At 61.4% G+C, this 20,179-nt stretch carries 17 protein-coding genes; 6 read left to right on the forward strand and 11 right to left on the reverse strand.

Annotated features, from left to right (window positions below):
* Positions 1-8 precede the first annotated feature (8 nt).
* Complete coding sequence (locus EPK99_RS00985) at positions 9-1,250, forward strand: NAD(P)/FAD-dependent oxidoreductase (protein WP_128440774.1); 1,242 nt, start codon at positions 9-11, stop codon at positions 1,248-1,250.
* A gap of 6 nt (positions 1,251-1,256) precedes the next feature.
* Here the strand turns inward: EPK99_RS00985 and EPK99_RS00990 are convergent, their stop codons facing one another.
* From EPK99_RS00990 to EPK99_RS01010, 5 genes are all read right to left on the reverse strand, one after another.
* The gene (locus EPK99_RS00990) at positions 1,257-2,399 is read right to left on the reverse strand and encodes a M24 family metallopeptidase (RefSeq protein WP_128440775.1); all 1,143 of its coding nucleotides are present in this window, start codon (positions 2,397-2,399) and stop codon (positions 1,257-1,259) included.
* Positions 2,400-2,484: 85 nt separating this feature from the next.
* The gene (locus EPK99_RS00995; RefSeq protein ID WP_128440776.1) at positions 2,485-3,813 is read right to left on the reverse strand and encodes a sensor histidine kinase; all 1,329 of its coding nucleotides are present in this window, start codon (positions 3,811-3,813) and stop codon (positions 2,485-2,487) included.
* Positions 3,814-4,111: 298 nt separating this feature from the next.
* On the reverse strand, positions 4,112-4,774 hold the full coding sequence (locus EPK99_RS01000) for a response regulator (RefSeq protein ID WP_128442100.1): 663 nt from the start codon (positions 4,772-4,774) through the stop codon (positions 4,112-4,114).
* Between the two features lie 113 nt (positions 4,775-4,887).
* Positions 4,888-5,340: a diacylglycerol kinase gene (locus tag EPK99_RS01005; protein WP_245455578.1), complete on the reverse strand. Its 453-nt coding sequence runs from the start codon at positions 5,338-5,340 to the stop codon at positions 4,888-4,890.
* The gene (locus EPK99_RS01010) at positions 5,337-6,977 is read right to left on the reverse strand and encodes a phosphoethanolamine transferase (RefSeq protein WP_245455580.1); all 1,641 of its coding nucleotides are present in this window, start codon (positions 6,975-6,977) and stop codon (positions 5,337-5,339) included. The genes EPK99_RS01005 and EPK99_RS01010 overlap by 4 nt, the downstream gene beginning before the upstream one ends.
* 476 nt (positions 6,978-7,453) lie before the next feature.
* Between EPK99_RS01010 and EPK99_RS01015 the strand changes: the two genes are divergently transcribed.
* The 5 genes from EPK99_RS01015 to EPK99_RS01035 all read left to right on the forward strand — a co-directional run bounded on the left by EPK99_RS01015 (position 7,454) and on the right by EPK99_RS01035 (position 14,452).
* The gene (locus tag EPK99_RS01015) at positions 7,454-8,665 is read left to right on the forward strand and encodes a DUF2252 family protein (RefSeq protein ID WP_128440777.1); all 1,212 of its coding nucleotides are present in this window, start codon (positions 7,454-7,456) and stop codon (positions 8,663-8,665) included.
* Between the two features lie 479 nt (positions 8,666-9,144).
* Positions 9,145-10,743, forward strand: a complete 1,599-nt coding sequence (locus EPK99_RS01020; RefSeq protein WP_128440778.1) for a peptide ABC transporter substrate-binding protein — start codon at positions 9,145-9,147, stop codon at positions 10,741-10,743.
* 55 nt (positions 10,744-10,798) lie between these two features.
* Positions 10,799-11,722, forward strand: coding sequence for an oligopeptide ABC transporter permease OppB (oppB, locus tag EPK99_RS01025; RefSeq protein ID WP_128440779.1), 924 nt, complete (start codon positions 10,799-10,801; stop codon positions 11,720-11,722).
* Positions 11,715-12,848 carry an ABC transporter permease gene (locus EPK99_RS01030; RefSeq protein ID WP_128440780.1) on the forward strand — a complete coding sequence of 378 codons (1,134 nt, stop codon included), beginning with the start codon at positions 11,715-11,717 and terminating at the stop codon, positions 12,846-12,848. The genes oppB and EPK99_RS01030 overlap by 8 nt, the downstream gene beginning before the upstream one ends.
* A gap of 2 nt (positions 12,849-12,850) precedes the next feature.
* On the forward strand, positions 12,851-14,452 hold the full coding sequence (locus tag EPK99_RS01035) for an ABC transporter ATP-binding protein (RefSeq protein ID WP_128440781.1): 1,602 nt from the start codon (positions 12,851-12,853) through the stop codon (positions 14,450-14,452).
* Positions 14,453-14,479: 27 nt separating this feature from the next.
* Here the strand turns inward: EPK99_RS01035 and EPK99_RS01040 are convergent, their stop codons facing one another.
* From EPK99_RS01040 to EPK99_RS01065, 6 genes are all read right to left on the reverse strand, one after another.
* Positions 14,480-15,973 (reverse strand): HAL/PAL/TAL family ammonia-lyase, encoded by a 1,494-nt coding sequence (locus tag EPK99_RS01040; RefSeq protein WP_128440782.1) that lies wholly within the window; start codon positions 15,971-15,973, stop codon positions 14,480-14,482.
* The gene (locus tag EPK99_RS01045) at positions 15,970-16,746 is read right to left on the reverse strand and encodes an ABC transporter ATP-binding protein (protein ID WP_128440783.1); all 777 of its coding nucleotides are present in this window, start codon (positions 16,744-16,746) and stop codon (positions 15,970-15,972) included. The genes EPK99_RS01040 and EPK99_RS01045 overlap by 4 nt, the downstream gene beginning before the upstream one ends.
* Positions 16,747-16,761: 15 nt before the next feature.
* Complete coding sequence (locus tag EPK99_RS01050; protein WP_128440784.1) at positions 16,762-17,466, reverse strand: ABC transporter permease; 705 nt, start codon at positions 17,464-17,466, stop codon at positions 16,762-16,764.
* Between the two features lie 8 nt (positions 17,467-17,474).
* A complete protein-coding gene (locus EPK99_RS01055; protein ID WP_128440785.1) occupies positions 17,475-18,200 on the reverse strand; it encodes an ABC transporter permease in 726 nt (241 codons plus the stop codon).
* Between the two features lie 91 nt (positions 18,201-18,291).
* Positions 18,292-19,128: a transporter substrate-binding domain-containing protein gene (locus EPK99_RS01060; RefSeq protein ID WP_128440786.1), complete on the reverse strand. Its 837-nt coding sequence runs from the start codon at positions 19,126-19,128 to the stop codon at positions 18,292-18,294.
* A gap of 190 nt (positions 19,129-19,318) precedes the next feature.
* Positions 19,319-20,128: a phosphate/phosphite/phosphonate ABC transporter substrate-binding protein gene (locus tag EPK99_RS01065; RefSeq protein WP_128440787.1), complete on the reverse strand. Its 810-nt coding sequence runs from the start codon at positions 20,126-20,128 to the stop codon at positions 19,319-19,321.
* Positions 20,129-20,179 lie beyond the last annotated feature (51 nt).

The raw sequence follows: 20,179 nt of genomic DNA on the forward strand, positions 1-20,179 counted from the left end.
ATGGCCAGATGAGCCGTCCGGATGTGATCGTGGTCGGCGCCGGCGTGATCGGTCTTTCTGCCGCCATCGTCGCGCAAATGCGCGGATTGAAGGTTCTGGTCCTTGACCGGGAAGGGCCGGCCGCAGGCGCTTCGGCCGGCAATGCAGGTGCCTTCGCCTTTACGGATATCCTGCCCCTTGCTTCGCCCGGCATCCTCAGGAAAGCGCCGAGATGGCTGCTCGACCCGCTGGGGCCTTTGTCAGTTCCTCCACGCTACGCCCTGCAGATCGCGCCCTGGATGTACCGGTTCTGGCGAGCCTGCTCGCCAGCGCGTGTCGCTCACTCCACTGCCGCTCAGACTTCCCTGATGGATCTGTCCCGCAAGGCACTCGAAACCTTCCTTGCCGAGACAGGCACGCTCAGCATGCTGCGCAGGGAGGGAAACCTGCAGGTTTACGAGAGCGACACTGAATTTGACGCATCTCTGCCCGGATGGCAGGCGCGCGATCGGCATGGCGTCGCTTTCCGCCACATGGACGCCGCCGAAATGGCAGAGATCCAGCCGGGACTGGCATCCCGCTTCATCCGCGGCACATTCACGCCCGGATGGTATTCGATTGCCGACCCAAAGCTCTACGTGCTGGCACTTGCGGAGCATTTCAAAGCACAGGGCGGAACGATCGGGATCGGCGAAGTCAAGGCGATACAGCCTGTGGCGGATGGCGTGGACGTGATCCTTGACAATGGCCAGTCTCATTATGCGGGCCAGGCGGTACTGGCGGCAGGTGCCTTCTCCCATCGGATCGCCCGCAGCCTTGGAGAGGCGATCCCTCTTGAGACCGAACGCGGCTACAACACGACGCTGCCGTCGGGCGCCTTCGATTTGCGGACGCAGGTGACCTTCGGCGGCCACGGTTTCGTCGTCACCCGTCTTTCCACCGGCATCCGCGTCGGCGGCGCCGTCGAACTGGGCGGGCTTGACCTGCCGCCGAATTATGCGCGATCCGACGCGATGCTGAAAAAGGCAAAAGCCTTCCTCCCTGGATTGCAAACGGAAGGCGGGCGCCAATGGATGGGCTTCCGCCCTTCCCTGCCGGACAGCCTGCCCGCGATCGGCCGAGCCCGTTCCAGCCCCAATGTCATCTACGCCTTCGGCCACGGACATCTGGGGCTGACCCAGTCGTTCGGAACCGCACAGCTGGTGGCAGACCTTCTGTGCCGCGCACAGCCGGCAATCGACATCACGCCATTTTCGCCGCAACGCTTCTAAAGCGCTTCAACCTACCGGCTGCGTTGGGCTCTTCGCAGGCTCGGTAAACCACTTCGGGCCGGTCTCGGTCATGTGGATATGGTCTTCAAGACGAATTCCGAAACGGCCTGGAAAGACGATCATCGGCTCATTGGAGAAGCACATGCCGGGTTCCAGCACAGTGGTGTTTCCGCGCACGATATAGGGCTCTTCGTGAATTTCGAGACCAAGGCCATGGCCGGCTCTGTGCGGCAGCCCTGGCAGGCGATAATCCGGCCCAAGCCCGTGCTTTTCAAGAACCCGCCGGGCCGCATCGTCGAGACCGCCGCAGGCGGTACCCAGCCGGGCCGCATCGAAGACGGCCTGCTGCGCTTCGCGCTCGATCGCCCAGGTAGCGGCAAACTCGGCGTCCGGCTCCTCCATCACATAGGTGCGGGTGAGATCCGAATGATAACCATCGAGACGGCAACCGGTATCCACCAGAACCACGTCGCCGGGCTGGTAGACCTGGTCTCCATCCGCGCCGTGCGGAAGCGATGTGGCCGCGCCGAAGGAGACGATGCAGAAGCTCGATCCTTCCGGTGCACCGAGCGCCCGATGCTGCTCGTCGATGAAGCGCACAACCTCGGAAGATCTGACGCCCGGCTTGATGATGCCATGCGCGCGCCGATGAACCTCAAGCGTCAGGCTCATGGCGTATTCTATCAGCGCGATCTCGGCCGGCGACTTGCGAAGCCGCAGGTCCCTGATCAGCCGGCCGCCATCGAAAAGGCGGTCGGGCCCGAAGACCTGAGCAAGTTCATGGTAAACAAACAGCGGAAGCGCGTCGTCAAGTGCGAGCTTGCCGACGGGACCAGCGAGAGACGCAATGAGAGCAGCGCTCGCCTCATCCTCCTGCCATACCGCAATCTCTCCCGTCAGATGCGGAAGGCTTTCGATGCGGCTCTCTTCGAAACCCGGCGCGATGTAATAAACTTGAGAAGGCGTTACCAGCGCGCCGATCAGCCGCTCGCTCTGGTGCCAGACCAACCCTGTGAAATAGCGCAGGCTTTCGGTCGAACCCAGCAACAGGCCCGCCAGTCCCCGCTCCTCAAGCCTGGCCTGCAACTGCGCAAGGCGCCCACGGCGCTCCTCGTCGGTGATCTGCGGTACGGGGTGAGACCAGGCCATCTGCCGCTCCATGAGTTTGCTTCGGCGCCAGCTTGTATAAAACTTGTCTACTGAAGGGAAGACTGGTCGGGCTGAAGCTGCGTACCTATGCCAGGTCCGGCAGTTCTATCCGCGCCTCGAACCCATCGTTCCGGCCCGCTGCCGGCGACAGAAGCACTAGCTTTCCGTTCATCTGTCCCATCAGACGATCGACGATCGAGAGGCCAAGGCCGGAACCGGTTGCCGTCGTCGCGCCGCGGCTGAACCTCTTGCGGATGGACGCCAATTCATCCGGTGCCAGGACCGGAGCACTATTGACGACACGCACCGCGCCATCGTCGTCGAAATGGACCTCCACCGGCTCCTGTTGAGAACCGTGGATCAGCGCATTCTCGATAAGGTTGCGCATGACGATGGCAAAAGCATCTTCGCTGAAGGGGCCGATCAATCGGGCATTCGGCGACCGGATCAACAAGAGCCTCCCGGGCTCGGCCATGCTGCGCCGGAAATCGGTGACCACCATGTCGAGGACCCGGCCGAGATCGGAGGGCTTGTCGTTGAAGCCGATACCCGCCTCGGCGCGCGACAACTGCAGAAGCTTCTCCGAAAGATGGCTAAGCCGCATCAGGGATGCTTCGATCTGCATCGCGCGGTGACGGTTGGAGCTCTCCTTAAGCTCGGCGATCAGCATCTGCGTCTGAGCCAGTGCTCCGGCGATCGGGGTGCGCAACTCGTGTGCGCTGTTGGAGGTAAATTCCCGTTCGGCTTCGAGCGCGGTCCGGAGCCGCATCATCAGCCGATTGACGGAAAAGGCGATCGGCTGGAGTTCGCGTGGGAACATGGCGGCGTCGATCGCTTCCATATTACCGCCATCCTTGGTTTCAATCTCGCCGCGCAGTTGATCCACGGGCCTCACCGCGCGACGAGCTATAACCCAGATGGCAACGCCGCTGGCAGGAACAAGCAGGATCAGCGGCAGGAAAAGCGCCATGGCGCCCTCGTGGAGAGCCTCCACTCGGTTTGCGAAAGCGTCCGCGACCTGCACGAAGACGGTGTGATCTTCGCTATCGGCCGTGTAGAACTGATAGGTATCGTTCTTCCAGAAGCCGGCCTTCAGAGGAGCTTGAAAAGCCTGTTCGGGCGCATCATGCGAGCGGATCAGCACCCTGCCTGAACTGTCGCGTACCTGGTAGATGAGGTATTCCGCATCGCCGATCGAACTGCCGGTCTCCAACTGTTGCGCCGAGGTGGCCGGTTGGTCCCGCTGCTGCAGATCGTCCACCACAAGCGGCACCAGCCGCTCTGCCGTATCCTGTAGCGAGCCATCGAAGATTTCGGCGAACTCTTCCTCCATCACCACAACGCCGAGGCCGACGGCAAGCAACCAGAAGACCGTCACGACAAAGGTCAGCGACAGGATCAGCCGACGCGTCATAGACGGACCATTTGCCGGACAGAGAGCCATTAGGACCAATCGACATTCAGGTTTCGGGCGTGGCGCGAGCGGATTTTGTTGCTGAACAGGAGGGAAGTCCGTAGTGGAGCCTTCCCTCCACAAGGCCTTTCCGACGTCTTCGGGGACAAAATCCGCCGCGTCCTAAAGGGATATGGTGAAAATCGCCCATTTCTACGTCGCGAACCCTCGATGGATATAAGATCCACCTTCGGTTTCACTCCTCGAACTGAACGATTTTCCCTCATACCACGCTCCAAATCCTGAATGTCGATTGGTCCTAGGCCTCACTAACCAGCTGGTAGCCTACCCCGCGCAGGGTAACGATCCTGTCGTGCCCGAGCTTCTTGCGCAGCCGGCTCACATAGACCTCCACCGTATTGCTTTCGATTTCGGAGCCGAAGGCATAAAGCGCTTCTTCGATCTGCGCCTTGGAGACGACCGCGCCGGGTCGGCCTGCCAGAACATCAAGCACAGCCCATTCGCGGCCCGACAGCGAAATCACTTCCCCATCGGCGGTCACGCGCCGCTCGGTGGCATTGATCTCCAACCCGCCGATCCTCACGATGGATACCGGCCGGCCGCTATAGCGGCGACTGACCGCCAGAATGCGGGCAGTCAGTTCGCCCAGATTGAAGGGCTTGACCAGGTAATCATCGGCACCGCAATTCAGTCCCTCGATGCGGTCCGAGATCTGGTCATGGGCAGTGAGGATGATCACCGGTGCTGTGATCCCCTTTGCCCGCAAATCCTTGAGCAACGTGATCCCGCTCCCGTCGGGCAGGCGCAGGTCGAGCAGGATCAGGCCGTAAACGGTGGTGGAGAGAGCGCTTGCGGCGCTATCGAGGTTCGTCATCCAGTCGACTGCGTTGCCGCCGCTGGTCACGTGGTCACGCACCGCCTCGCCCAGCGTCACGTCGTCCTCGATCAGAAGAACCCTCAAGCCGCCTGCTCCATGCCAGCTCATGTTCACCTTGTAGATCCCGTCAGGGCGAGAGCCCCGACGGGATGTGCTGTCGTTGCACAGGTGAGATCCAGCCGCAAGCGGCGTCATGGCTATCCGTGGAGCAAGGGGAATAGAACGAAAAGGGCGTGGAGTGCGTTTGCCGCCAGCATACAAAGCACCGCAAACGAGCCGAGATCCTTGGCATGGCGCCCCGTTTTCGACCATTCGGGGGAAACACGATCGACGATTTCCTCGATTGCCGTGTTGATGGCCTCGAAGGAGAAAAGCGCGAGGATCAGGACGATTTGCACCATGCAGGCAGCCATGGATGCACCGGCATAAGCGAACGATCCCAATACAACAAGCGCCAGCAGGAGCTCGTGGCGGAAAGCCGTTTCCTGCAGCAGTCGCATCGCACCAGCAAGCGAATAGCCGAAGGCGGCAAACAAGTGGCGGATACCCACCACCTTGGCAGGAGCTTCTTCAGCCACAGCGTGAACAGTGGGAACGGTCTCGACCGTAACGCGCTTCTCTTCCAGCGGAAGGACGCTGTTCATCGTCATGAGCCCGCTCCCTTTCGGCACGTCGCCAGCACGTCGAGCTTCGGTTGATATGCCGAGCTGCGAACCGCCATGAAACCAAGCGTCGTGTGGAAGAGATTGTCGTGCGAGGCCGGCTGCAAGGCGCGGCCCGACACGCAAGCAGGCTCGATGTCCGCCTTCATCTCGTAGCCCTGCCAGAGAACGAAGGGCACATGCGTCTGCTGGGATGGCGCCACGATATAGGGTGCGCCGTGCAAGTAAAGCCCATGCTCGCCGAGCGACTCGCCGTGGTCCGACATGTAGATCATCGCTGGCTCAAGACCGCTCTCATGCGCCTTCAGGATGTTGATCACCGAAGCCAGGATGTGATCCGTGTAGAGGATCGTGTTGTCATATGTGTTGACGATGTCGTTACGATTGCAGGACCCCAGTTCACTCGTGCTGCAAATCGGTGTGAACCGCTGGAACTCGGCAGGATAACGCTGGTAGTAGGCCGGGCCGTGGCTGCCCAGCTGGTGCAGAACCAGCACGCTGTCCTGCTTGACGTTGGAAAGCCAGTCGTCGAGCTGCGCGATCATGACATCGTCCAGGCATTCGTTCTGCTTGCAGTAGCGCGGATCGTTCTCATCGGAGAATGACTTGTAGACCGTGCGCTCTGCCACACCCTTACTGCCCGTATTGTTGTCCCACCACTCCGTCTTGATGCCTGCATGGCCGAGAACGTCAAGCAGGTTTTCGTTGGCAAGACCTGCTCGATGCGAATAGTTGCTGCGGGTGAGATTGGAGAACATGCAGGGCACGGAAACTGCTGTTGACGTGCCGCAGCTCGATGTCTGCGGGTAGTAGGTGATGTCCAGTTTTGCCAGCTCTGGATTGGTCTGTCTTTCATAGCCGCCGAGCGAGAAGTTTTCGGCCCGCGCCGTCTCGCCGGTGACGATCACCAGCACGCGCGGCTTGCCCGACCGACTTGTCGCCACCACACGGGCATCTGTTCCAAGTGGCTGCACCACGATGTTCTTGTCAGCTTCGCTCGCCAATGCGAACATCGCGGCGCTGCCGATCGGAAGAAGCGGATTGAGCGTCAGGATCAGGTCCTTGTGCATTCGCGTGACGGAGGCGATGCTACGGGAGGCGCTGACGCTGCTGGCGAGGCCGACCAGGAGCAGGAGCGCGATCGTCAGCAGGTTCCACCTCAGCTTTGCCCAGAACTTCCGGTGTTCGACGCGAAACCAGCACACCACGAGCGAAGGAACAAGCCCAAAGATAAACATGTGCAGAATGAACGGCGGCGTTACCAGATGCCCAGCTTCGGATGTCGTCGTCTGTGCTGCGTTGCGAATCATGTCCACGTCGAGGATCGTCCCGAACCCGTCCATGAACCACGAGGCCGCAGCCGCACTGAAGAACAGGAAGATAAGAAACGGCTTCAGCACGTACTTGACGGACAGGGTGACGGTCAGGGCGCAAAAAATGCAGGTGAGCCCCAGCCCAAAAGCCGCCAGCGCCAGATGACTGTCGAAATAAGTATAAGCACGCGTCCAAAAAGTGCGGTTGGTAAACGCGACGAGGAAGAGAGCGCCGAGGATGGCGAGCGTGACGCTGCCTATCTGCGGCCGATAAAGTTGCCGAGCCGACAGGCGAAGGCTTTCGATGGACAAAGGTGAGCTCCAGGCGTTTCCGTTTTTGGCGGGATGGCACTAGATGCTGACAATGACCTGAATGAGACCGTGAGCTTCTGTTCCGTCAGGCTCTTCAGCTGAGCGTCAGCTAGCCGCTGCACCCTCTGCGAATCGCACAAAGAGGCAGATGTCTATAATGAGATTGAAAAACCATCCGGGCCTTCTTTACGCTGCGACCCTCGTTGTGGTGGTGTGCTCGATCCCGCTGCTTCACGCGGCTAAGCGTACCCACAGCCTCGAACACTCGTTTTTCGGCCAGCAAGTCCGAAACTTGAAGGGCTGACATGTGCCTTTGCATCGTGGAAGTTTCAGATTCCGCGATCACCGGCTGAAAGCATTGCTGCCTTGCTTAGCCAACAGCCCAGTCACGACAGGAGACCGGAACACTTTGGTTATTTCGCCATTGTTCTGGTGCCGGTCGCCTCTGGCCGGCTCCCGCCCTTCAGGAATGCCTCATGAAAATTTCCGTACTGCCTGCCGATCGGATGAAGTTTCTTATTGCCGATCGTAACCGAAAAATGGCCGCTTCTGCACATGCCTATGTTCGTGGAAGCACCTCGCGCTTCTATCAATGGCTTGAAAATTCGGAACGCAGTTCTTTGCCTGAAGGCCCGGAGCTTTGGATCTGCGGCGATTGCCATGTCGGCAATCTAGGGCCGGTTGCGAGCAGATCCGGCGCGCTTGCGGTGCAGATCCGCGACCTTGACCAGACAGTAATCGGCAACCCCGCCCATGATCTGGTGCGGCTGGCGCTATCACTCGCGACCGCCGCCCGCAGTTCGGATCTGCCGGGCGTGACCACAGCGCTGATGCTGGAACGCATGATGGACGGCTATGGCGCCGCCTTTGCGCCGGAGGCCGAACACGAGACTGCGGACGAGGCGATGGCCGTCCCCAAGACCGTCAAGCTCGTCATGCGGCAGGCCTCCCGCCGCTCCTGGAAGCATCTGGCTGACGAGCGCATAGAAGGGATGGACCCTGTGATACCGTTAGGGTCGAGGTTCTGGCCGCTGACGAACGAGGAACATGAGGCGGTACGCGCCCTGTTCGACACCGACAGGCTGCGCGCTCTGGTGACCATCCTGCGTAATCCGGGCGAGGACGACCACGTCAAAGTGGTCGATGCAGCCTACTGGCGGAAGGGCTGCAGTTCGCTTGGGCGTCTGCGCATGGCAGCCTTGGTGAAGGTCGGCCGCGGCCGATCGGCGCGTCACTGCCTGATGGATATCAAGGAGGCCGTCCAGGCTTCGGCTCCGCATGCTCCCGATGCGAATATGCCGGCCGATCAGGGCGAGCGTGTGGTGATGGGCGCGCGGCACCTTTCACCGTTTCTCGGAACCCGGATGGCAAGCGCTCCGCTGCTGGGCAAGTCCGTCTTCGTCCGCGAACTTCTGCCGCAAGACCTGAAGCTTGAAATCGAGACCCTGACAAGGGACGAGGCGCTGAATGTTGCAGAATTCCTTGCGCATGTGGTCGGCATCGCGCATGCACGGCAGCTGAGCGTATCGGACAGGTCTGCATGGCTTGCCGAATTGCAGCGGAACCGGTCCCGCGCCCTGGATGCACCCTCCTGGCTCTGGAACAGCACAGTGGACCTGGTCGCCCTGCACGAGGCAGCCTATCTCCAGCATTGTCGGCGATATGCCTTCGAAGAAAAGGCTGCTTAAGCGCAGATGTGGACATTGGTAGGCGCCGGCGCCTAAAGCGGGCGTCCTAAACATTCGTTGAAGCAACTTTCAGCCCATTGCATTTCAGACCCCACACCTCCGTCCACAGGATGGTCGCTCGTCTGAAAGTAGCATTTTTTGCCGATTCTGAAGTTAGGAAAGCGGCATATGCTGCATCTTGCATCGGGCCTTACTCTTCGCTGGCAATCTTATCCAAACAATACCGGTTCCCATACTTTGTACATGTTACGTAAGGTGCGGCGTCTCCGACCGATCCTTGCGCAGCGTGCCTGATGGCGTGATTTCACCGTCGCCGGACACACTAGCATTAAGAAGGAGGGCCACGCAACCAGAGCGGTTATTTCATGACGTGATGTGCTTCAGGCAATGAGCAGCGATTTTCGTCCAGCCTTGCATTTGCAGGTTTTCTGGCATTCACTCTGCAGCTTGATTGGATTACAACCGGGAGAAAGATCCAAATGTCATCTCGCGTCCTCAACCTGCGCACAGCCGTTCTGTTTGGTGCCGTGCTGCTGGGAAGTGCTCCAGCCTTCGCAGAAGCAGTGCTTCACCGCGGTAATTCCGGCGAGCCCCAGACGCTCGATCAGGCTCATACATCCATCAATATCGAGGCGTTCATCCTCAAGGACCTGTATGAAGGCCTGACGATCTATGACGCCGCCGGCAAGATAGTGCCCGGGACGGCCGAGTCCTGGACCGTATCGGACGATAGCGCGAAGTACACGTTCAAGCTGCGCGAAAATGCCAAGTGGTCGGATGGTACGGCGGTGACGGCTGGAGATTTCGTCTTCTCCTTTGCTCGCGTGGAAGATCCCAAGATCGCAGCCGGTTACGCCAACATCCTCTACCCGATCAAGAACGCGGAAAAGGTCAACAAGGGCGAACTGCCACTGACCGATCTCGGTATCAAGGCCGTAGACGACCGGACACTGGAAATCACTCTCGAACGTCCGACGCCCTTCTTCCTCGAACTCCTGGCCCACCAGACCGCTCTGCCCATTTCCAAGGCGAGCTTCGAAAAGAACGGCGCCGACTTCGTCAAGCCCGGCGTGATGGTGTCCAACGGCGCCTTCAAGCTCGCAAGCCATGTTCCGAACGACCAGCTCGTCGTGACCAAGAACCCGAGCTATTGGGATGCAGCCAACGTCAAGCTGGACAAGGTCATCTTCTACCCGATCGACGACCAGGCCGCCTCGGTCCGTCGTTTCGAGGCCAAGGAAATGGACCTCGCCTACAATTTCTCGGCCGACCAGATCGAGCGCCTGCGCACCAGCTACAAGGATCAGGTGCACGTCTCCCCGACGCTTGCCACCTATTACTACGCCTTCGACTCCCGCCAGGAGCCCTATAGCGACGTGCGCGTCCGCCGCGCTCTCTCCATGGCCGTCGATCGCGACTTCCTGGCCAAGGAAATCTACAGAGGCTCGCAGATTCCGGCCTATTCCATGGTTCCGCCCGGTATGGCGAGCTATGGCGAGCCGTCCAAGGCCGATTTCGCCGGTCTCTCCCAGCTTGACAGGGAAGACAAGGCAATCGAGCTGATGAAGGAAGCGGGCTACGGCGAGGGCGGCAAGCCGCTCAACATCGAGATCCGCTACAACACGAACCCGAACCACGAGCGCGTTGCGACCGCGGTCGCCGATATGTGGAAGAACACGTTCGGCGCCAAGGTGTCGCTGGTAAACCTCGACGTCTCCTCGCACTACGCCTATCTCCAGGAAGGCGGCAAGTTCAACGTGGCGCGCGCCGGCTGGGTCGCCGACTACGCGGATGCGGAAAACTTCCTCGCGCTCAACGTGAGCACAAACAAGACCTTTAACTACGGCAAGTATTCGAGCCCGGAATTCGACGCGCTGATGCAGAAATCCTACGCGGAGACAAATCCCGAAGCCCGTTCCAAGCTGCTTCACGATGCAGAGACCCTGCTGATGCGCGATCAGCCGGTTGCTCCCTTCCTCACGCAGGCGGATCTCTGGCTGGTCTCCAACCGGGTTCAGGGCTGGCAGGACAATGCTGCCAACGAGCACCTCAGCCGCTTCCTGAGCGTCTCGCAGTAACTCAACGGAATAAGGCGGCGTGGGTCCTCCTGCGCCGTCTTCCAGGAGAACAGGCATGATCGCCTTCGTTTTGCGCCGCCTTGGCAGCGCCGTCCCGACGCTTTTCATCGTCGTGACCATTTCCTTCTTCTTGATGCGCTTCGCCCCGGGTGGGCCATTCAATCTCGAGCGGCCACTGCCACCCGCGACGATGGAAAATCTGATGCGGACCTACCAGCTCGATCAGCCGCTCTGGCGTCAGTACATCACCTACCTGTCCAATGCAGTGACCGGCGATTTCGGCCCCAGCTACATCTACAAGGACAACACGGTCGCCGAACTCATCGGCAAGGGCCTCCCCTACTCGATCGAGCTCGGCTTCTATGCGCTGCTGCTGGCGTTGGTCGGAGGCGTGACCATGGGAACGATTGCGGCGCTGCGCCAGAACAGCGTGCTCGACTTCTCGATCATGTCGCTTGCGACCGTCGGCACGACCATTCCCAATTTCGTCGTGGGGCCGGTGCTGACGCTGATTTTTGCGATCATGCTGTCGCTGCTTCCGGCCGGCGGCTGGGGTGACGGATCGCTGTCCTTCCTCATCCTGCCGATGATCGCGCTCGCCCTGCCCCAGCTTGCAGTGTTCGCCCGGCTGACGCGCGGCTCGATGATCGAGGCGCTTCACGCGGACCATATCCGCACCGCCCGCGCTTATGGCCTGCCCGCCCGCGTGGTCGTGGTAACCCATGCTATGCGCGGCGCCATGCTGCCGGTCGTATCCTATCTTGCGCCCTGCGCGGCCGCGCTGATGACCGGTTCGGCCGTGGTCGAGACCATCTTCACCATTCCCGGCGTCGGCAGATATTTCGTGCTCGGAGCGCTCAACCGCGATTACACGCTGGTAATGGGCACGGTCGTGCTGATCGCCATCTTCGTGATCGTCTTCAACCTTGTGGTCGATATCCTTTACGGCCTTCTCGATCCGAGGGTTCGCCATGACTGATCTTTCCAGCACATCCCTTCCAGACGAGAACATGACGACAGGCCGCAGCCTGTTCCAGCTCGCTTTCATCCGCTTCCGCCGCAACACGGCCGCCATGGCCGGCTGTGTCATGATGCTGTTGATCGCGCTGTTTTCCTACATCGGCCCGCTGTTTTCGCCACATGCCTATGATCAGGTCTTCTCCTCCTATGTGACCATTCCGCCGAGCCTCGAAGCGCGGCCGGACGAATCTGCGCTGAGAGGCGCCATCGAAGGCGTGGCCGGCCGGGCGAAGGTGAAGCTCGACAGCTTCGAGGTAAGCGGCCGGTCTTTTACCGCCACCATCAGCGCAGACGCCCCGATCGATCCGCGTGCGACACGCTATTTCGACCGCGCCAACGAGTTTCGCGACACCAAGGTGGTGACTGCCGAAAACGAGGGCCGCATCCTCAAGGTGGCAGGCCAGCTTAACCGGGAGTATTTCCCCTTCGGCACAGATCCGAATGGCCGCGACCTTCTGGCCCGCGTCATGCTCGGCGGTCAGATCTCGATTGCCGTCGGAGTGCTTGCAAGCCTCGTATCGCTTGGCATCGGCGTCGTCTATGGGGCGACCTCGGGCTATCTCGGCGGCCGCGTGGATAATATTATGATGCGGCTTGTCGAGATCCTCTATTCGCTGCCCTTCGTCTTCCTGGTCGTGGTGCTGGTCGTCTTCTTCGGGCGCAGCTTCATCCTGATCTTCCTGGTGATCGGCGCGGTGGAGTGGCTGGATATGGCGCGTATCGTTCGCGGTCAGACGCTTGCCCTGAAGCGGCGCGAATTCGTCGGCGCCGCCCAGGCGCTCGGCCTCAGCGACTGGCAGATCATCCGGCGGCACATCATTCCCAATACGATCGGCCCGGTCATCGTCTTCGTCACGGTCGTCGTGCCGAAGGTTATCCTGCTGGAAAGCTTCCTGTCCTTCCTCGGCCTCGGCGTCCAGGCGCCGCTGACGAGCTGGGGCGCGCTGATCTCCGAAGGGGCGAACAACATTCAGTCCGCACCCTGGCTCCTAATCTTCCCCTCCATCTTCTTCGTCGCGACCCTGTTTTCGCTGAATTTCATCGGCGACGGGCTGCGGGACGCTCTCGACCCGAGGGACCGATAAGCATGACAGACAACAAGCAGACCATTCTGGCCGTTCGAGATCTGAAGGTGGACTTCACGACGCCCGACGGAACGGTGAATGCCGTGAAGGGCATCGATCTCGACATCCGCACGGGTGAAACATTGGCTGTCGTCGGTGAATCCGGCTCTGGCAAGAGCCAGACCATGATGGCGATCATGGGCCTTCTCGCCAAAAATGGCGGGGTGCGCGGTTCTGCCACTTATCGCGGGCAGGAACTCGTCGGCTTGGCCCCGGACCAGCTCAACAAGGTGCGTGGCGCCAAGGTCACCATGATCTTTCAGGAGCCGATGACGTCGCTCGATCCGCTCTACAAGATCGGGCGGCAGATCGCCGAGCCCATCCTCTATCACCGCGGCGGCTCCCGGGCCGAGGCGAGGGCTCGGGTGCTGGAACTGCTGGAGCTGGTCGGCATCCCCGAACCGGAGCGGCGGATCGACAGCTATCCGCACGAACTGTCCGGCGGTCAGCGCCAGCGGGTGATGATCGCCATGGCGCTCGCCAACGAGCCTGACATCCTGATCGCGGACGAGCCTACCACGGCACTCGACGTCACCATCCAAGCGCAGATCCTGGCACTGCTGCGTTCGCTTCAGCGGCGGTTTGGCATGGCGATCGTGCTGATCACCCACGACCTTGGCATCGTGCGGCATTTTGCCGAACGTGTCGTCGTCATGCGGCGCGGCGAACTGGTGGAACAGGGCGCAACGCAGGAGATCTTCGAGCGCCCGCAATCCGACTATACCAAGATGTTACTGGCGGCCGAGCCGCACGGCCGCAAGGCGCCACCGCCGGAGACGGCCCCGGTCATCCTCGAAGGCCGAAATGTCGTCGTCGATTTCCAGATCGGCGGCGGGCTCTTTTCGGGCGGCAAGCGCTACTTCCGTGGGGTGGACGGCGTGACCTTGAGGCTGCACGAGGGCCAGACGATCGGCGTCGTCGGCGAATCCGGTTCCGGCAAGTCAACGCTCGGGCGGGCGCTGTTGCGGCTCATCCACAGCGAGGGCATCTACCGTTTTGGCAGCACCGACATATCCCGCCTCGACCGCAAGCAGATGCGGCCGCTGCGCAAGGAAATGCAGCTGGTCTTCCAGGACCCCTACGGCTCTCTGTCGCCGCGCCAGACAGTAGGAGAGGTCATCACGGAAGGCCTTATGGTGCACGAGCCGGGCCTCAGCCGAGCGGATCGCGATCGTCGGGCCATGGCGGCACTGGAGGAAGTCGGTCTCGACCCTGCCGCGCGCAACCGTTACCCGCACGAGTTCTCGGGCGGTCAGCGGCAGCGTATCGCCATTGCCCGTGCAATCATCCTGAAGCCTCGGGTGGTTATCCTCGACGAGCCTACATCGGCGCTCGACCGTTCGGTGCAGGGCCAGGTCATCGACCTCCTGCGCACGCTGCAGCAGAGCCACAAGCTCTCCTATATCTTCATCAGCCACGACCTTTCGGTGGTCAGGGCAATCTCCGATTATCTGGTGGTGATGAAGGACGGCAAGATCGTCGAACAGGGCGACACGCAGGATATCTTCGATGCCCCGCAGGACGCCTATACCAAGGCCCTGATCGGCGCCGCCTTCAGCATTTGAGCCACGCCTGCTCGATGCGGAACGCTCTCACGCCAGCGGGGGTGGGTCTTCGTGTGCCAGCAGATTGCGGAGCGACTCCATGTCCGCATGAAGCGGCCGGTCGTCGTCGTAACGGGCAATCCAACCCCGCACCAGATCGCGGATCTCCCTGGTGGCGGGAGCCGCGGTCGCGCCGGACGCCAGCAGATCCTGGGCCTGCACCGCGGCCATCAGCTCGATGGCGAGGATGTATTCGGCATTATCCAGGATGCCTAGAAGCTTGTTGGCCGCCGCTGTCGGATGCGCCAGAAAGTCCTCCTGCAGTCCAGAGGTGATGCCGCCATCGGTCGCTGCAGGCGTGGCAAGCCGTCGGTTGTCGTTGACGAGCGCTGCTGCCGTGTACTGGGCGATCATGAAGCCCGAATGGCTGCCGGCATCCGTTGCCAGGAAGGGCGGCAACCCGCTGACCAGAGGATTGACGAGCCGGTCGAGTCGGCGCTCGCTCATTGCCGAAATCTGTGCAATCGCAATCGCCAGACTGTCGGCCGCTTGCCCCAATGCCGGCGCCACCGCATGCGCCTCCGACCAGACAAGAGGATTGTCTGGCGTGCCGGCGACCGCCGGATTGTCCGTGACCGAGGCAAGCTCCTGATCCACGACGCGCCCGGTCTCCGCAAACACGTCCCAGGCTGCGCCATGGGCATGCGGTACCGAGCGCAGGCTCAGCGCGTCCTGCGTGCGCCGGCCCGCCGCAGCGGCAACAATGCCGCTGCCGGCCAGTCGTCCGCGCAGCCGGGCACCGACCTTGGCAATGCCCGCAGAAGGGCGAAGCGCGAGCACCCGTTCGTCGAAAGCTGGCATCTGGCAGCCGGCCGCTTCCAGCGTGACGGCCGCGATGGCATCCGCCCAATCGAGCAAGCGCTCTGCCCGGTGCAGCGCCACGGCGGAAAGCCCGGTCGCGCAGGCCGTGCCGTTGACGAGACTCAATCCCTCCTTGGCCGCCAGCACCAGCGGCTCCAGGCCGATTGCGGCCAAAGCCTCTCTCCCGCTCATCCGGACGCCCTTCAACCGGGCACTGCCCTCACCGATCAGCACGAGCGCGGTATGGGCATTGTGGGTGAGATAGCCGGCAGAGCCTTTGGACGGGACATCCGGAATGCAGTCCTGCTCCAGAAACCGTGTCAGGTGCTGGATGATCTGCGGCCGCACGCCCGAATGGCCATGCGCGAAATTGGCGATCTGCGCGGCGATCACCGCCCTCACCTCCCGCGCATCGAGCAGAGGCCCGACGCCGCAGGCATGGCTGAGCACGATGTTACGCGACAGCCGGCTCTGGGCGCTTCGATCCACCACCGTATCCGACAGGGCGCCGACGCCGGTGGTAATGCCGTAGGCGCGCGTACCGTTTTCGACCAGCGCCTCGACAATCTGCCGGGCCTGCTCCACGCGTTCCCAGGCGGCCGCAGACAGGCCGAGATCTTCTCCCATGGCGGCGCGCGCGACCTCGCGCCACCGCAATACGTCATCAATTGTGATTGTCACTGCTGATTTCCGAAATGGCCGATGAACTGGCGAAAGGCCGGAGAGGCGCCTACCCCGAACATATCATCCGGCGAACCGCTGCTATCGATGACGCCCTCCCGCATGAAGACGACGCGGTTGGAAACATTGCGGGCAAAGCTCATTTCGTGCGTGACGACCAGCATGGTCATGCCTTCTTCGGCCAGCGCCCGCATCACCCGCAGGACCTCGCCCACAAGTTCCGGATCGAGCGCGGAGGTCGGCTCGTCGAACAGCATGACCTTCGGCTTCATCGCCAGTGCCCGGGCGATCGCCGCCCTTTGCTGCTGCCCCCCGGACAGATGAGCGGGATAGGCGTGGCGCTTGTCGGCAATCCCCACTTTTGCCAGCAGTTCCTCCGCATCGGCAATGCAATCCGCCTTCGGCCGCTTCAGGACATGCAGCGGCCCCTCGATGACATTCTGCAGGATGGTCATATGAGACCATAGATTGAAGCCCTGGAACACCATGCCGAGTTCCGAGCGGATGTGATCGACCTGACGGCGGCTTGCCGGCTTGCTGCCTGTCTTCGAATGGATCATGCGAATCTGTTCGCTATCCACCCAGACCTCGCCATCGCTCGGCGTTTCCAGAAGGTTGATGCAGCGCAAGAAGGTAGATTTGCCCGATCCCGAAGCGCCGAGCAGGGAGATGACGTCGCCATCCTGCGCATCGAGCGAGATGCCTTTGAGGACTTCATGCGTACCGAAGCTCTTGCGCAGGTTGCGAACGGAAAGACGAGTGACGCCTGGCATGGTGGCAAGCTCCTGTCAGGCGCGCAAGGGCGCCGCATAGGGGCGCCGGTGTCGCGAAAGGGAATATTCGAGCAGGCTCATCGCCTGCAGGATGATGAAGTTCAGCACGAGATAGATCAGTGCCGCGCACAGGAAGACCTCCATGGTGCGGTAGGTCTGCGAAATCAGCCGCTGGGCGACACCCGTCACCTCCCAGACCGTCACGAGGCTCGCAAGGGCAGTCGATTTCATCATCAGCACGATCTCGGTGGAATAGGCCGGCAGCGCATGACGGAAGGCGATGGGCGCGATGATCCGGCGCACCAGCAGAAAGCCGGACATGCCGACGGAACGCGCCGCCTCGATCTCCTTGGTCGAAACGGCACGAATACCGCCGCGGAAGATCTCCGCCGAATATCCAGCCGTACAAAGCGCAAGCGACAGCACCGCGCAGACCATGGGCTCACGCAGGAAAGGCCAGAGGAACGAGTACCGGATCACCCCGAACTGTCCGAGACCGTAGAAGACCAGGAACATCTGGATGAGCAGCGGAGAGCCGCGAAAGACGAAGATATAGGCCTTGGCAAAGCCGGTGAGAAACCAGTTACCGCTGACCCGCATGGCGGTGATGACAAGAGCGAGCAGGGCGCCGGACAGGATCGACAACGAAAACAGGATGAGGGTCGTCGGGACGGCCTTGATCAGCGTTACCATGGTGGAGGATAGGAAGGCGAAATCCATGGTCGTCCTCAAGCCCGGCCGATAGTGGCGCCGGACATGCTGCGGTTTGCCCGCCGCTCCGCACCGTTGAAGACCCGGTCCGACAGGCTGGTCAGAACCAGGTAAAGCGCGCCGCCCACGATGTAGAACAGGAAATACTGGCGCGTGGAACCGGAGGCGATTTGGCTGGCACGCATCAGTTCCACGAGGCCGGTCACAGAGACGAGCGCCGAATCCTTGAGGCTGAGCTGCCAGACATTGCCGAGGCCGGGAATGGCGAAGCGCAGAACTTGCGGCATGATGATCCGGCGGAACCGTAAGCCGCGGTTCATGCCGATGGCAAGCGCCGCCTCGATCTCGCCGCGCGGGATGGCATGATAGGCGCCGCGGAAGACCTCTGCCTGATAGGCACCGGAAATGATTCCGACTGCCAACGCGCCGGCTGCAAAGGACGGCAGTCCCAGGAACCCGTCATAGCCCAGCCACTGGCCGATTGCCGTAATGCCGGAGGATCCGCCGAAATAGATGAGATAGATGATCAGCAGTTCCGGCACGCCCCGGAACACCGTGGTGTAGACATGCCCCACAAATCGCAGGCTGCGGCTGTGCGAAAGCTTGGCGGCAGCAATGGCCGTTCCAAGCACCGCGCCGATGGCGAGCGCGGTTGCCGTGACGGCAAGCGTCGTCACGGTTGCGAGGAGCAGATATGCCCCCCAGCCTTTCTGGCCCATGCCCAGCAGTTCCAGCAATGCCATTACAACTGTTCCAGTCCCGCCGACAGCATGCCGGCATTGGCCGCCTGAGGATCAGCCGGCGGAGCCGGCCTCCTCATCGGGGCGCCGCATCTCACTTGGGGCTGACGTCGACCTTGAACCACTTCATGGAGAGGTTCTTGACGGTGCCATCGGCAAGCGCAGACTTGATGGCGGCACTGAACTTGTCACGCAGATCCGTATCCGCCTTGCGAATGCCAAGGCCTTCGCCCTCGCCCCAGATGGAACCAACGACTTCCGGCCCGGTGAAGACAAGTGCGCCGCCGGCCGCCTCGAAGGCATTATTGAAATAGACGGCGTCGTCGAATCCGAGATCGATGCGCCCGTTCTGGAGATCGAGATCACGGTCGGCGCCGGTCTTGTATTCACGGACTTCGGCAATGCTGCCAAAATTGTCATAGACGAACTTGGCATAGACGGTGGCGGCCTGGATGCCGATCGTCTTGCCCTTGAAGGCCGCCTTCAGCGCCTCGATCTCCTTGACGCCCGTCTGCCCGGGCTTCATTTCCACGGTCGCCCCTGTGCCGGCTGCATCGGCAAGCGGGCTCCCCTTGGCCGTGGCGAAGGCGGCGGGCGTGGCGGCGTAGGGCACCGTGAAATCTATGACCTGCTTGCGTTCGTCCGTGATCGACAGGGCATCCATGATGACGTCGAACTTGCCGGCATTCAGCGCGGGGATCATGCCGTCCCAGTCAGAGGCGACCAGCTTGCACTCGATCTTGGCGCGTTCGCACAAGATCTTGGCCAGCTCCGGTTCGAAGCCGCCAAGTGTACCGTCGGCATTGGTGAGGTTCCAGGGCGCGTAGGCGCCTTCGAGCGTGATGGTGGCGCTCTTCCAGTCCTTGGCGGAGGCGGGTGCCACGGCCAGCACTGCGAGCAGGCCCGAGAACGCGATCTTCTTGAAATCCATGTCTGAAATCCCCTTTGAAACTGGCTGACCCGCCATTGCCGATCTTCGCTGGCTCGGTAGCGTCCCCTGCCCTGCGACAGGATTGGAGTGGCAACAATAGGAGACATTATGGGATATGCAAGCGCTCCTGTCACTTTTGAAGGCGTCTTGTCTTGGCGCAAAAAGAATAGGCAGATCGGGAAAAGCCGCATCAGGCGATCTGCGGGTAGCCAAACCTTTCAGCCTCGGTTTCAAACGAAAGCAGCACGTCGTAATCGCTATCAATAAGGTGCGCGAAACCTTCAAGCGCCAGGATGTCGCGCGTTGCCGCCAAGCTCGACTCGAGAATGGCGGCATCGAGGGCTGCGCGCAGCACATGTACGTCCTGATCGGACGCCGTGCCACGCGTGATGAACGGAAGACCGGGTCCTTCAGCCGTCTGCGCGATCACTACAATATTCCTTAGCCTCTCCGGCGCGAAGCGCTGCATGTGGCCATAGGTGATGCAGTCGATGGCGGCGCAGTCGGCGCGGCCGTCTGCCACTGCGGCAATGCTCTCGACGTGGCCGCCTGTCTGGACGACACGACCGAAGAAACGGGAGCCGCCGGCAATGGGGGCAATGGCGGCGCGGAACAGGTTCATACCGGAATTGCTGTCGGGGGTATTGACCGCTGCGGTCAGTCCACGCAGGTCTTCGAGGGAAGAGATGGCTGCCGCCTTCCTGGTTATGATGAAACTGCGCATAGAGGGACTGGCGCATCCGGGATAGCTGTAGCAGGGCGTCGCCACCAGCCGCACCCGGTTGCGCAGGCTCTTCACATAGGGAAAGCCGCAGGTCTGGGCGAGCAGGAGGTTCGGTTGCATCCAGGCGTCATTATAGCCGAACTGCCGGTCCAGTTCGTCCGGAACATCCCTGCTCCCCTCGCGGCGCAGGAAATCCCGCAGGAAGCACCAGAGCTTAGTCGTCGCCTCCGCAACCGGTTCCGGCGTCACATACATGGCAAGGTTTGCGATCTGCACCTGCGGCCCTTCATTCGCGTCGTATCCCTCCTTAAATCTTCTGCGCCATTC

The organism is Neorhizobium lilium, from assembly GCF_004053875.1.
Lineage (GTDB): Bacteria > Pseudomonadota > Alphaproteobacteria > Rhizobiales > Rhizobiaceae > Neorhizobium > Neorhizobium lilii.